Source organism: Pseudofrankia coriaricola, from assembly GCF_001854805.1.
Classification (GTDB): domain Bacteria; phylum Actinomycetota; class Actinomycetes; order Frankiales; family Frankiaceae; genus Pseudofrankia.
In genome coordinates, this window is record NZ_MBLO01000220.1 from 75,089 (window position 1) to 88,390 (window position 13,302).

The following is a 13,302-nucleotide window of genomic DNA, read 5'->3' on the forward strand; positions in this document are numbered from 1 at the left end:
CTACTGTCATGAAATAGGCCGGGCCAGCCGGCCGACTGTTCTCACCCATACACGGTCCCCACCCACCCTCGCGGCACCGGCCACCTACCCGGGGGTGTGGGTCGCGAGAAGGGAGCGCTCACGTGCGATTAGCTGACAGCCTCATCGACGAGGCGCGTGCCTCGACCGGCCTCGACGATTTCGGCGGTGATTCGTTCCGCGAGGGCCTGGAGCGGGTCACCCACGCGTTGGAGACCGAGGCACAGCTCAGCGCGACCGGCCAGGCCGCGCTGAGCCGCCTGATGGTCGGGGCCCTCAGGACCCGTCTGTATATCGAGCAATGGTACAAGGACCACCCCGAGACCGACGACGCGCCGATCATCGGGCCGCTCATCGCCCTCGGCCTGCCCCGGACCGGCTCGACCGCGCTGGCGGGGCTGCTCGCCGAGGACCCGGACATCCGTTACCTGCACCGCTGGGAAGCCGCCGAGCTCGTGCCACCGCCGGCGTCGGTGACGGAGTCCCCGGACCCGCGGCTGCTGCGCCAGATCGAGATCCAGTCCCGGCGCACCGAGCTCGACAAGGCTCTCGTCCCATCCTTCCCCGACGGCCCGCAGGAATGCCACGAGCTGATGCTCCTGGACTTCAAGGTGCACTACTTCGAGTGCTTCGCCCGCGTCCCCTCGTACGCCGAGTGGCTGCTCGACGCGGACCTCACCGAGACGTTCCAGTACATGCGCCGGGCGCTGAAGTACCTGCAGTGGGGCCGGCCCGCGAAGCCCTGGCGGCTGAAGAACCCCAACCACCTCGCCCACCTGGTCGACATCGACAAGGCCTTCCCCGACGCGAGGTTCGTGATGACCCACCGCGACCCGACCGAGGTCCTGGTCTCGGTCTGCGACGTCTACTCCAACGTCGCGCTGCGGTTCAACGACACCGTCGACAAGCACTACATCGGCGCGATCAACACCACGGTGCTCGCCACCGGGATGGCCCGGACGCTGGCGTTCCGCGACAACGGCAACTCCCACCGGTTCTACGACATCGACTTCCGCGCCATGCAGCGCGACCCGATCGGCGAGATCCGTGGCCTCTACGACTGGCTGGGTGCGCCCGCCACCCCGGCGTTCGAGGAGAACATGCGCCGGTGGTGGAAGGAGAACTCGGAGGACCGCGTGCGCGTCAAGCACGCCGACCCGGCCGACTACGGCCTCGACCTCGACGCGATCCGGCCACGGTTCGCGGAGTACATCGACCGGGCGGCGCGTTGGACCTCCCGCCCGGGCACCGTCCCCACCCATCCCACCGACGCGCCAGCCAGCGCCACCAGTCCCGCCGGCGGGGGCCTCCGGCCTCACGACGCAAGTTAGGAAGGACACGATCTCCATGGCGATCGACCTCTCCGGTGGCCTGCCCATCGATCGGGAGTACTTCTTTCCCTCCCGGCCGGACAACCCCGACATGCGGGACTCGGCCAGCTTCTGGGTCACCGACGACAAGGGCGAGATCGGCCTGCCCCGGTTCGGGATCGAGGCCGTCGCGGCCAACTGGGACACGCACCTCGTCACGTTCAACGTGGTGTTCGCCGACGGCCGGGTGTATCGGCTGCGCGGCGCCGGCCCGGCGCACTCACCGTTCAACGCGGCCGGCCAGCCGGCGATCCTCGGCGCGGGCGGGCTCGCGTTCGAGGTCCTCGAGCCCTACCGGACGTGGCGGATGACCTACGACGGCCCGGCCGTCGAGACGACCTCCCAGGCACTCGTCGAGGGCAGGCAGGACGGCCCGACGGTGAACCTGCGCGTCGAGGTCGAGACGACGATGGCCGCGCCGCCGTGGGAGCAGGGAGCGCTGCTGCCCGACGCGGCCGAGCGCCTCGCGAACACCTCCGACGGCGACATGATGGGCCACGGGCCGCGCATCGAGCAGTTGTTCGCCGCGACCGGTGTCGTCCGGGTACCGGGCGAGGAGAAGACCTTTACCGGCAGCGGCCTGCGCATCAAGCGACAGGGCGTCCGTCATCTGGAGGGGTTCCGCGGCCACACCTGGCAGTCCGCGGTGTTCCCCAGCGGCAAGGCCTTCGGCTACATCACCTACCCACCGCGTCCGGACGGCCGCGAGGTGTTCAACGAGGGCTACCTGTTCCTGGGTGAGGAGAAGCTCATTCCGGCCCGCGTTGTCGAGGCCCCCTGGCTGCGCCGGCTGGTACCGTCGGGCGATCCCGTCCCCGTCGTGTTCGAGTCCGAACTCGGCATCACCCGTATCGAAGGCGTGACCGTGAACACCACCCACGACACGGTCCATCGGCCGGAACTGCCCAACTTCCCGGTGCTGTTCCAGGGCGAGTGCAGGTATACGTGGGACGGAGAGGAGACCTACGGCATGCTCGAGCGGTCTACCGTACGCGACCAGATCGAGTGGTCATGAGCGCGCCGACCGGCGGCGGTGCCCGGGACCTGCTCCCAGGCACCACCCGCCTCAGCCACCTGCAGCGTCTGGAGGCGGAAAGCATCCAGATCTTCCGGGAGGCCGTCTCGGAGAGCGAGCGGCCGGTGATGCTGTACTCGGCGGGCAAGGACAGCTCGGTGATGCTGCACCTGGCGATGAAGGCGTTCTACCCGTCGAAACCGCCGTTCCCGCTGCTGCACGTCGACACGACGTGGAAGTTCAACGCCATGTACGCCTTCCGGGACGGACTGGTCGCGGACCTGGGTCTGGATCTGCTGGTCCACCAGAACCCCGACGCGCTCGCGCAGGGCATCAACCCGTTCGACCACGGCTCGGCGGTGCATACCGATGTGTGGAAGACCGAGGGGTTGAAGCAGGCGCTGGACAAGTACGGCTTCGACCTGGCGTTCGGTGGGGCGCGCCGCGACGAGGAGAAGTCCCGGGCGAAGGAACGGGTCTTCTCGATCCGCTCCACGGCGCATCGCTGGGACCCCAAGCAGCAGCGCCCCGAGCTGTGGCGGCTCTACAACGCCCGCAAGGCGCCGGGGCAGAGCGTGCGGGTGTTCCCGCTGTCGAACTGGACCGAGCTGGATATCTGGCTTTACATCCATCACGAGAACATCCCGATCGTCCCGCTGTACTACGCCGCGCCGCGACCGGTCGTCGAGCGCGACGGCGCACTGATCATGGTGGATGACGAGCGGATGCGGCTGGCACCGGGCGAGGTGCCCGAGCAGCGCGAGGTCCGGTTCCGCACGCTCGGCTGCTACCCGCTGACCGGGGCGGTGGAGAGCTCGGCGACGACGCTGCCCGAGATCATCCAGGAGATGCTGCTCACGACCAGCTCGGAACGCCAGGGCCGGGTCATCGACCACGACTCGTCCGGGTCGATGGAGAAGAAGAAGCAGGAGGGGTACTTCTGACCCCGCCAAAGGGCATGCGAAAATGCTTTTCCTTCGCATGCCCGGAGGCATTTCAACAGGGAGCCCGGCCGAAGAGCGTGCGAAAATGCTTTTCCTTCGCACGCTCGGAGGCCTTCCAGCAGGAGGCAGCATGGCGCACGCGGCGGGCGACCTCGTCGCCACCGACATCGACGAGTACCTACGCCAGCACGAGAACAAGTCGATGCTGCGGTTCATCACCTGCGGCAGCGTGGATGACGGCAAGAGCACGCTGATCGGCCGGCTGCTGTACGACGCGAAACTGGTGTTCTCCGACCACCTCGCCGCGCTGGAGTCCGACTCGAAGAAGGTCGGCACGCAGGGCGGTGAGCTCGACTTCGCGCTGCTCGTCGACGGCCTGGCGGCCGAGCGCGAGCAGGGCATCACGATCGACGTCGCCTACCGGTTCTTCTCCACCGAGCACCGTAAGTTCATCGTCGCCGACACCCCGGGCCACGAGCAGTACACCCGCAACATGGTCACCGGCGCCTCCACCGCCGACCTCGCGGTGATTTTGATCGACGCCCGCAAGGGCGTGCTCACCCAGACCCGCCGCCACAGCTACCTGGTCTCCCTGCTCGGCATCCGCCACGTCGTGCTCGCCGTGAACAAGCTCGACCTCGTCGACTACTCGAAGGACGTCTTCGACGCCATCGAGGCCGACTACCGCGCGTTCGCGGAGCAGATCGGGCTGACCGACATCGTCTGCATACCGCTGTCGGCGCTGCGCGGCGACAACATCACCGAGCCGAGTCCGAACATCTCGTGGTACACCGGCCCGACCCTGGTCGGGCACCTGGAGACCGTGCAGGTCACCGACGACCTGGACACCGGCCCGTTCCGCCTGCCGGTCCAGTGGGTCAACCGGCCCGACCTGGACTTCCGCGGCTTCTCCGGCCAGGTCACCGGCGGCACGGTCCGCCCCGGCGACCGGGTCCGCATCGTCCCGTCGGGCACCGAGAGCACCGTCGAGCGGATCGTCACCGCCGACGGCGACCTGCCCGAGGCCATCGCCGGCCAGTCCGTCACGATCACCCTCGCCGACGAGGTGGACGTCTCCCGTGGCGACGTGCTCGCCGCCGCGGGCGACCCGCCGGCCGTCGCCGACCAGTTCGAGTGCCACCTCGTCTGGATGAGCGACGAGCCGATGCTGCCCGGCCGGCCCTACCTGCTCAAACTCGGCACCCGCACCGTCGGCGCGACCGTCGCCCAGCCGAAGTACAAGGTCAACGTCAACACCCTCGAACACACCGCCGCCCGCACCCTCGAACTCAACGAGATCGGCGTCGCCAATCTCAACCTGGACCGGCGGATCGCGTTCGACCCCTACACGGTGAACCGCGACATGGGCGGGTTCATCCTCATCGACCGGTTCACCAACGCCACCGTCGCCGCCGGCCTGTTGCACTTCGCCCTACGCCGGTCCGACAACATCCACTGGCAGGCCGTCGAGGTCAACAAGGCAGCGCGGGCCGCGGCCAAGGGCCAGCGCCCGGCGGTCGTCTGGTTCACCGGCCTGTCCGGCGCCGGCAAGTCCACCATCGCCAACCTCGTCGAGAAGAAACTCCACGACCAGGGCCACCACACTTATCTCCTCGACGGCGACAACGTCCGCCACGGCCTGAACAAGGACCTCGGCTTCACCGAAGCCGACCGGGTGGAGAACATCCGCCGCATCGGCGAGGTCGCCAGACTGATGGTCGACGCCGGCCTCATCGTCCTGACGTCGTTCATCTCCCCGTTCCGCGCCGAACGGCAGCTCGCCCGCGACCTGCTCGCCGACGGCGAGTTCATCGAGGTCTTCGTCGACACCCCCCTCGACGTCGCCGAAACCCGCGACCGCAAGGGCCTCTACGCCAAGGCCCGCCGCGGCGAGCTCACCAACTTCACCGGCATCGACTCCCCCTACGAACCCCCCATCCACCCCGAGCTCCACCTCGATGCCTCCGGCGCGGTCTCCGCCGAGACCAGTGCCAACCAGGTCGTCGCCTATCTCCATGAGGCCGGCCTCCTCACTCCACCGCCGGCGGAGTAGGCAACCGGCAGAGTAGGCAACCGGCAGAGTAGGCAATCAGCTCACCCGGGTCCGGGGCGGCCGTTCGGTCGCCCCGGACCCGCCTCACCCGGTCGGTTGACCCGTTCGGCGAGGACTCACCACAACGTGCGGCGCACGTCTCCTGCCCCAACCGCGGCCGGGGCGCGGCTCGCCTCGAGCGCCAGCAGGTGCCGCTTGCGGTCTAGGCCGCCGCCGTAGCCGGTGAGGTCGCCGGCGGACCCGACGACGCGGTGGCACGGCACGATGATGCCGATCGGGTTGCGGCCGTTCGCGAGGCCGACGGCGCGCGCCGCGCCCGGCCGGCCGACGCGGTCGGCCAGCTCGCCGTACGAGATGGTCCGCCCGTAGGGGATCTCGCGCAGCCCGGCCCACACTGCGCGCTGGAACTCGGTCCCTCGCGGGGCCAGTGGCAGGTCGAAGGCCGTCAGCGCCCCGTCGAAGTACGCCCGCAGCTGGGCGACGACGTCGCCGAACGCGGCCGGGTCGCGATCGCCGAACGTCTCCGGCCCGGGACGGTGCCGCTGCTGCTCCATGTACAGGCCGGCGAGCACGCCGTCGACGGCGACCAGGGTGAGATCCCCGACCGGGCTGTCGATCACCGTGTGGGTCACGTGTTCTGACTGCTGGGCACGCATCTTCTCTCCTGTGGGTCAGTCGGATGGGTCAGTCGGATGGAAGCCGGTTGATGGGGTGGTCGCTGGTCGCCCAGAGGTACTGGACCGCGTAGGCGCGCCACGGCCGCCAGGGCGCCGCGCGCTTCGTCAGCGCCGCGGGCGTCGACGGCAGGCCGAGATCGGCCGCCGCGCGCCGCACGCCGAGATCCGTGGCGACGAACGCGTCGGGATCGCCGAGCGCGCGCATGGCGACCAGGTCGACCGTCCAGGGCCCGACGCCCGGCACCGCCGCGAGCTGGGCCCTGGCCCGCTCCCAGTCGCCGCCGACGTCCAGCTCCAGGTCCCCCGTCGCGAGGGCGGTGACCAGCGCGCGCACGCTCGCCCGCCGGGACCGGGGCATCGCCAGCGTCTCCGGATCCAGCTCGGCCAGCGCCGACGTGGTCGGGAACAGGTGGGTCAGCCCGCCGTCGGCGTCCCGGGCGGGCTCGCCGTGCGCGGTCACCAGCCGCGCGGCGAGCGTTCGCGCGGCGGCCGTCGACACCTGCTGGCCAAGCACCGCGCGGATCGCGAGCTCCGCCGGGTCGGTGGTACGCGGGACCCGCCGGCCTGGGTTCTTCGCGACCAGCGGAGCCAGTACCTCGTCGGCGCCGAGCTGGGCGTCGATCGCGACCGGGTCCGCGTCCAGGTCCAGCAGCCACCGGCACCGGTTGATCGCGGTCGTCAGGTCGCGCAGGTCGGACAGGGCCAGCCGGCACTCGATGTGCTCCGGCGCCGGGCGCAGCGCCGCGACGGCGTGTCCGTGTGGGAGCCGCAGCGTCCGGCGGTACGCACCGTCGCGCCATTCCTCGATCCCCGGCACCGCCGTGGCCGCGAGGTGGCCGAACAGGTTGTCCGGGCACAGCGGCCGCCGGAACGGGAGCCGCACGACGATGGTGCCGGCCGTTCTGGTTCCGGCCGTTCTGGTGCCGGCTGTTCTGGTGCCCGGTGCTCCTGGCTCGTCGACGGCCTTCGCCCGCGTCCGCAGCTCGCTCGGCGAGACCGCGAAGACCTCCTGGACCGTCTCGTTGAAGGCGCGCACGCTGGCGAAGCCCGCCGCGTACGCCAGGTCGGCCATCGGCAGTTTCGTGGTCTCGATCAGCAGGCGCGCGGTCTGCGCGCGCTGCGCGCGGGCCAGGGCGAGCGGCCCCGCGCCCAGCTCGGCCATCAGCTGCCGTTCGAGCTGGCGAACGCTGTAACCGAGCCGGGCGGCGAGCCCCGGCACACCCTCGCGGTCGACCAGCCCGTCCGCGATCAGCCGCATCGCGCGGGCGACGAGGTCGGCGCGCTCGTTCCACTGCGGCGAGCCCGGCACGGCGCCCGGCCGGCAGCGCTTGCAGGCCCGGAAGCCCGCCTGCTGCGCCGCCGCGGCGCTCGGGAAGAACCGCATGTTCTCGGGCTTCGGCGGCGTCGCCGGGCAGCTGGGGCGGCAGTAGATCCCGGTGGTGAGCACGGCGGTGAAGAACCAGCCGTCGAAGCGCTCGTCCCGCGCCTGAACAGCTCGCACACACCGCTCAACGTCCATGTCCACCCGTCCAGCGTGCCCGCCGCCCGGCGCCAGGTCTCGCGGAAATACGACATGGCGGTGCGGCCACACGGTCCCGGGCGGCAGGCCACCCAACCGGGCTCTGCGCACGTACGCGCACAGAGCGGCTGATGTGCACGGACGCGCACATCGACAGGCGAAGGGTCAGGGCACGTAGCGCCGGCGGAGGGCGTTCTTGGCTACCTTGCCCATGTCGGTGCGGGGGAGGTCGTCGACGATCTCGAGCTGCTCGGGGAGCTTGAACTTCGCCAGGCCCGCGGCCGAGGCATGGGTGGCCAGGTCTGCGAGGGTGACGGGCGCGGCGCCCTCGGCCAGGCGGATGACGGCGCAGCAGCGTTCGCCGGTGCGGTCGTCGGGGAGGCCGATGACGGCGACCTCGGCGACGGACGGGTGGGTGGCGAGGATGTCCTCGACCTCGGGCGCCGCGATGTTCTCCGCGTTGCGGATGATGACGTCCTTGCGGCGGCCGGTGATGCGGACGTGGCCGCGCGGGCCGACGACGCCGAGGTCGCCGGTGCGGAAGAAGCCGTCGGCGTCGAAGAGGCCGGCGGTCTCGGCGGCGGGGACGCCGAGGTAGCCGGAGAAGAGCTGTGCGCCTCGGACCAGCAGCTCGCCCTCCTCGCCGGGCGGGCACGGGGTGCCGTCGAACGCGATCACCCGCAGCTCGACGCCCGGGGCGGGGCGGCCCTCGGTGACGGTGAGCTCGTCGTCGGTGTCGTCGAGGCGCGCGTGCGTCGCCAGCGGGAACTCGGTCATGCCCCAGCTGGAGAGCACACCACGGCCGCCGAGCTCACGGGCGACCTCGGCATGCAGTCCGGGGGGCTTGGGCGCGCCGCCGCTGAACGCCGCCCGCAGCTTCGGGAAGAGCACCGCGTCCGGGTCCTTCGTGCGGTCGGCGGACTGGGCGGCGATGTACGCCCGCAGGAACGGCAGGGCCGAGCCGAGGAAGGTCGCCCCGAGCGCCGCCATCGTCCGCGGGGACGCCTCGGGGTCGAAGCTGTCGAGCAGCAGCAGCCTCATCCCGGACAGCAGCGACGCGGAGAGCATGACGGCGCCGCCGATGTGGGCGATGGGGAACGCGATCGGGTAGAGGTCGGCGGGCGTCGAGGCGACGCCGGAGACGCTGCCGCGCGCCGCGACCGACACTGAGACGTCTGTGTGCAGCACACCCTTCGGGTCCGCGGTGGTACCCGAGGTGGTGTAGATCCAGCGGGCCTCCCCCGGCCCGGCCGGCGGCGCCGGGGGTGGGATCGGCTCGGAGTCGTCGACCATCGGCAGGGCAAGGCGGTCGCCCGCCGCCGTGGCGCCGGGCGCGCCGGCCGCGGCCGCGCGGTGGTCGACGAGCAGCACGTCGATGGCGGGCGCGCCGGTGCCGGCGCGCGCGGCGCTGATCGAGGAGATCATCGCCTCGTGGTCGCAGCCACGCCAGCGCGGCACGGTGACAAACAGCGAGGTCGCCGCCTTCGCGGTGACGTAGGCGACCTCGCGTTCGCGCAGCGTCGGGATGATCGGGTTCTGGGTGGCGCCGACGCGGGCGAGCGCGGCCATGAGCACCGCCGACTCCAGGGTCGTCGGCAGCTGCCAGCTCACCACGGTGCCGACGCCGATCCCGCGGGCCGCGAGCGCCGCCGCGACCCGCTCGGCGGCGCGCCTGTACTGCGCGGCGGTCAGGCTGCGGCCGAGGTCGTCGAGGAGCAGCTCGGTGTCGGGCGTGGCCGCCGCCCGGCGCTCGACCAGCTCCCAGAAGGTGCGCGCGTCCCAGTCGGCCGCGGGCGGACCCGCGTACACGCCATCGGTCCGCGGGCTTTCCGCCGTGCCGCTCACCCGATCAACCGCTTTCTTCTCGCGGGTCAGCCCAGGCGAAGGACCCGCGACGACGGGAAGCCTCGTACGCCCGGTGCCCATGCCAGGGGTCAGGATGCCGCCGACGACGGCCGCCCGCGCGAGGCGGACGACCGTCGGCGGCCGGGATGAAACAGCGTCAGGCAGTGGCCTTCGAGGCCATCTCGGCGAGGGAGATGCCCTCGTGCTTGATCTCGAAGCGGCCCTTGTCGAACGGGCGGATCTCCACATCGTGCCCGGCGACCTCGGCGCGCAGCGCGCCGACAGTGGAGGCCTCCTTCGGCCGGTGCGCGAACGGATCGAAGGAGTACCACCGCATCGCGTTCTCGTAGGACATCTTGTTGATGTCGTCGACCGGCACGCCCGGTGCGGACTTGAGCAGTTCCTCGCCCGGCCACGGCCAGCTGGAGTCCGAGTGCGGGTAGTCGCACTCCCACGCGATGTTGTCGATACCGATCTTGTGGCGCAGCTCGACGCCGACCGGGTCCTCGATGAAGCAGGTGAGGAAGTGTTCCCGGAAGACCTCGCTCGGCAGCTTCCCGCCGAAGTTCTGGCCGGTCCACAGGTGGTGCATGTCGTAGGTCCGGTCGAGGCGCTCGAGGAAGTACGGGATCCACCCGGTGCCGCCCTCGGACAGGGCGATCTTGATCGTCGGGAACTCCTTGAGCACCCGGGACCAGAGCAGGTCGGCCGCGGCGCTGCAGATGTTCATCGGCTGCAGGGTGATCAGGACGTCCATCGGGGCGTCAGGCGCTGTGAACGTGAGCTTGCCGGACGAGCCGAGGTGGATCGAGAGCACCGTGTCGGTGTCGACCAGCGCCTTCCACAGCGGGTCCCAGTACGCGTCGTGGAAGCTGGGGAGGCCCAGGGTCGCCGGGTTCTCGGTGAAGGTGATCGAGTGGCAGCCCTTGGCCGCGAGCCGGTGGACCTCCTTGGCGGCGAGCTCCGGGTCCCACAGGACCGGCAGGCCCATCGGGATGAACCGGCCGGGGTAGGCGCCGCACCACTCGTCGACGTGCCAGTCGTTGTAGGCCTGGACGACCGACAGCGCCAGGTCCTTGTCGTCCGCCGCGGAGAACAGCCGGGCGGAGAAGCCTGGGAACGAGGGGAAGCACATGGAACCGAGCACGCCGGCGGCGCTCATGTCCTTGACGCGCTCGTGGATGTCAAAACAGCCGGGACGCATCTCGTCGAAGGCTGTCGGCTCGACGCCGTACTCCTCCTTCGGCCGGCCGGCCACCGCGTTCAGCCCGACGTTCGGGATGATCGAACCGTTGAACGTCCACACATCGGAGCCGTCCTCGCGGTGGAGGACCTTCGGCGCCGCGTCGGCGAACCTCGCCGGCAGGCGCCCCTGGAACATGTCCGGCGGTTCGACAAGATGGTCGTCGACGCTGATCAGGATGAGGTCTTCCGCGTTCATGCCGAGCCTCCGCTCACAAGCAAGTACGTCAGAGGCAACGTGTCCTCTTGACAACTGATTGCATCCAATATGCCGCCCATCGGCAAGTAGTCCGCATCACATGGGACCAGCCGACGGGCTGACAGTCCAGGCGACCAACGGGCCGGCGGCGGCGACCAGTTCCTGGGTGGCGGTGTAGTCGACCGGTAACTCAAGGACGCGCACACCCGGGGTGGCGAGCGCGTCGACGAGCCATTCCCGGTGCTGGGCGGACGATCGGGGCACGCCGCGCTCGCCCCAGACCTCGACGACGAGCCGGATGCCGAGGCGCCCGGCCCAGTCCAGGCAGGCGGCCGCGACACCAGCGTGAGGCGGGTGGTCGACCACGGCCACGCCGATGCCGTCACCGGCGAGGGCGGCGGACAGCGCGCCGGCGATCGCCACGCCGTCCCGCCCAGCCGCCGGCACCCGGACGCTGCCGAGCCGGACCGTCGAGAACGTCCGGCCGATCCAGTGCGCCGCCGGGCCCGGCTCGGTCCACACGGAGCCGCCCTCGGGCAGGACCGCGGCGAGGTCGGCCGCCGCGCACGCCGGGTTCAACGGCGCGCCGGTGGCCGCGTACAGAGGGCCGGCGACGGCGGCGAGCTCCCGGTAGAGCGCGGGACGCGGGCCGCCCTCGGTGACGGGAACCCGCGCCCGCATCGTCGCCGCGGCGGCCGGCAGGTCGGCGGGGTCGACGATGACCAGCCGCGCGGGGTCGACGCCGGCGGCGGCGAACAGCGCGGGCGCGCACTCGTCGGCGTCCAGCCCGACGGTGACGACCACCGCGTCCGGGTACGCGCCGGCGAGCGCGAGGTCGCGCTCCTGCAGGAACCCGGTGCCGAGGTGATGCGGGCTGTCCCAGCGGAACACGCCCTTGGCGGTGAAGACGTTGAGGACGCCGAGGCCGCCGCGCGCGGCGAGCTCCGCTAGGGCCCGCGCCGCGCCCGCCCGGACGACGCCGTGCCCGGCGAGCACCAGGTCTACTTCCAGCGGCCCCGCGGCGCCCGGCCGGCAAGCCGCGCCCGGCAGCCTCGGGGCGAGGCCCCGGTCCATGAGCGCCGTCGCGGGGGTGCCGGCCACGGGCGGCTCCGGGTCGGCCGTCAGGTCGAAGTCGAGGTGGACCGCCACCGCGCCGGCGCCCGCCTTCCTTGCCCGCGACACGGCGGCCGCGAGCTCCGGCGCCGAGCGGGCGGTCGCCGGCTCGCCGGGGTCCACCCGCCGCGAGAACAGGGTCAGCACGTCGCCGTCCCACAGGGCGCCGAGACCCGCGCCCATCGTTCCCTCGGCCTCGGCGAGCGCGAGCGCGCAGTCGAGGTCCGGCGCGGGCACGGCCCGGATGCCGGGAACCACGCGCCCGGCGCCGCCGCCGCGCGGGCCGCCGGGCATCTCGACCACGTGCCGGAGGCCCTGGCGGCGCAGCCAGTCACCGACCGTCATGCCCCCTCCTCAGCCCTTCCGATGATGAAAGGTATGTTATATACAATCTGCGTGTGACGGCGAACACCACCACGGCGAACACCAAGGTCTACACCCACGAGTTCATCGACATCCTGGGTACAAACCGGGCGAACTACATCCACCACATGACCGCGAACTGGAGCCCGATCGCCCAGGAGGAGCGCAACCAGCTCTGCTACGGCGTCTGGGGCGTGATCGGCACGACGGGGCGCTGGCCGCAGGTGATCAACATGTGGGAGGAGGACGGCTTCGACGGTCTCGCCGCCGGTCTCGAGCACGAGACGAAGTCCGCCGCCTTCCAGGACCCGAAGCTCGCGAAGTGGTGGCAGGAGGCGTCCGGCTACCGCAGCGGCGGCCTTGACCGGATCGTCGTCCCGGCGCCCTGGGCACCGACCATCGAGCAGCTGTGCGCCGACGGCGTGCGCGGCGACGTGTACGCGCACGAGCTGGTCAAGGTCCCGCGCGGAACCGCCAGCGACTTCCTGGAGATCGCCGCCGACGAGGCGGCGCCGGTGTACGCGTCGTTCGGATGGAAGCTCGTCGGCGCGTTCCGCACCGCGCTGGCCGACGACTCCGAGTGCCTGCTGCTGTGGGCCATCGAGAGCATGCAGGCCTGGGCGGAACTCGAGAAGGCGGCCACCTTCGGTGGCGAGGCGGTGAACCGCTGGAGCAAGCGGCTGCGCGAGGTCAGCGAGTCGTCCGGCCGTTTCCTGATGCGCGACGCGCCGCTGTCGCCGATGCGCATCGGGCGCCAGCCCAGCCGCGCCGACCGTCACGAGGGCTGGACGGACCTGTAGGCACCGGTCCGCGAACAGCACGGGCAGCGCAAGCAGGCTGTAGGCACGGATCCCGCGAACGTCGCGGGATCCGTAGGCGTCGCGGGATCCGTAGGCGTCGAGGAAGGCGTTCGGGAGGTCTATGTGAGCGCAGGAGCAAGCGAG

10 protein-coding genes are annotated in these 13,302 nt (G+C 71.3%); 5 read left to right on the top strand and 5 right to left on the bottom strand.

Features of this window, described 5'->3' with window-relative positions; genetic code table 11:
• The first annotated feature begins 122 nt into the window (after nt 1-122).
• The 4 genes from BCD48_RS25865 to cysN all read left to right on the top strand — a co-directional run bounded on the left by BCD48_RS25865 (nt 123) and on the right by cysN (nt 5,400).
• Nucleotides 123-1,349: a sulfotransferase family protein gene (locus BCD48_RS25865; RefSeq protein WP_071050965.1), complete on the top strand. Its 1,227-nt coding sequence runs from the start codon at nt 123-125 to the stop codon at nt 1,347-1,349.
• Nucleotides 1,350-1,365: 16 nt separating this feature from the next.
• Nucleotides 1,366-2,403 (top strand): DUF7064 domain-containing protein, encoded by a 1,038-nt coding sequence (locus BCD48_RS25870; RefSeq protein WP_071050966.1) that lies wholly within the window; start codon nt 1,366-1,368, stop codon nt 2,401-2,403.
• Nucleotides 2,400-3,347, top strand: coding sequence for a sulfate adenylyltransferase subunit CysD (cysD, locus tag BCD48_RS25875; RefSeq protein ID WP_071050967.1), 948 nt, complete (start codon nt 2,400-2,402; stop codon nt 3,345-3,347). The genes BCD48_RS25870 and cysD overlap by 4 nt, the downstream gene beginning before the upstream one ends.
• A 130-nt stretch (nt 3,348-3,477) precedes the next feature.
• Nucleotides 3,478-5,400, top strand: a complete 1,923-nt coding sequence (gene cysN, locus BCD48_RS25880) for a sulfate adenylyltransferase subunit CysN (protein ID WP_071050968.1) — start codon at nt 3,478-3,480, stop codon at nt 5,398-5,400.
• Nucleotides 5,401-5,516: 116 nt separating this feature from the next.
• On the opposite strand, the gene BCD48_RS25885 is transcribed toward cysN, so the two are convergent.
• The 5 genes from BCD48_RS25885 to BCD48_RS25905 form a co-directional block, all read right to left on the bottom strand.
• Complete coding sequence (locus BCD48_RS25885; protein WP_071050969.1) at nt 5,517-6,056, bottom strand: methylated-DNA--[protein]-cysteine S-methyltransferase; 540 nt, start codon at nt 6,054-6,056, stop codon at nt 5,517-5,519.
• A gap of 28 nt (nt 6,057-6,084) precedes the next feature.
• A complete protein-coding gene (locus tag BCD48_RS25890) occupies nt 6,085-7,578 on the bottom strand; it encodes an AlkA N-terminal domain-containing protein (RefSeq protein WP_274536576.1) in 1,494 nt (497 codons plus the stop codon).
• Nucleotides 7,579-7,761: 183 nt separating this feature from the next.
• Nucleotides 7,762-9,441: an AMP-binding protein gene (locus tag BCD48_RS25895; protein WP_198543388.1), complete on the bottom strand. Its 1,680-nt coding sequence runs from the start codon at nt 9,439-9,441 to the stop codon at nt 7,762-7,764.
• Nucleotides 9,442-9,598: 157 nt separating this feature from the next.
• Complete coding sequence (locus BCD48_RS25900) at nt 9,599-10,882, bottom strand: amidohydrolase family protein (RefSeq protein WP_071050971.1); 1,284 nt, start codon at nt 10,880-10,882, stop codon at nt 9,599-9,601.
• 96 nt (nt 10,883-10,978) lie between these two features.
• Nucleotides 10,979-12,340, bottom strand: a complete 1,362-nt coding sequence (locus BCD48_RS25905) for a thiamine pyrophosphate-binding protein (protein ID WP_071050972.1) — start codon at nt 12,338-12,340, stop codon at nt 10,979-10,981.
• Between the two features lie 53 nt (nt 12,341-12,393).
• Here BCD48_RS25905 and BCD48_RS25910 point away from each other — a divergent pair, with 53 nt between their 5' ends.
• Nucleotides 12,394-13,158 (top strand): NIPSNAP family containing protein, encoded by a 765-nt coding sequence (locus tag BCD48_RS25910; protein ID WP_071050973.1) that lies wholly within the window; start codon nt 12,394-12,396, stop codon nt 13,156-13,158.
• The last annotated feature ends 144 nt before the right edge of the window (nt 13,159-13,302 follow it).

Bases quoted from the DNA above. Each gene is read 5' to 3' on its own strand.
- cysD (WP_071050967.1), top strand. From the start codon at position 2,400: ATGAGCGCGCCGACCGGCGGCGGTGCCCGGGACCTGCTCCCAGGCACC.
- BCD48_RS25905 (WP_071050972.1), bottom strand. From the start codon at position 12,340: ATGACGGTCGGTGACTGGCTGCGCCGCCAGGGCCTCCGGCACGTGGTC.
- BCD48_RS25870 (WP_071050966.1), top strand. From the start codon at position 1,366: ATGGCGATCGACCTCTCCGGTGGCCTGCCCATCGATCGGGAGTACTTC.
- cysN (WP_071050968.1), top strand. From the start codon at position 3,478: ATGGCGCACGCGGCGGGCGACCTCGTCGCCACCGACATCGACGAGTAC.
- BCD48_RS25900 (WP_071050971.1), bottom strand. From the start codon at position 10,882: ATGAACGCGGAAGACCTCATCCTGATCAGCGTCGACGACCATCTTGTC.
- BCD48_RS25885 (WP_071050969.1), bottom strand. From the start codon at position 6,056: ATGCGTGCCCAGCAGTCAGAACACGTGACCCACACGGTGATCGACAGC.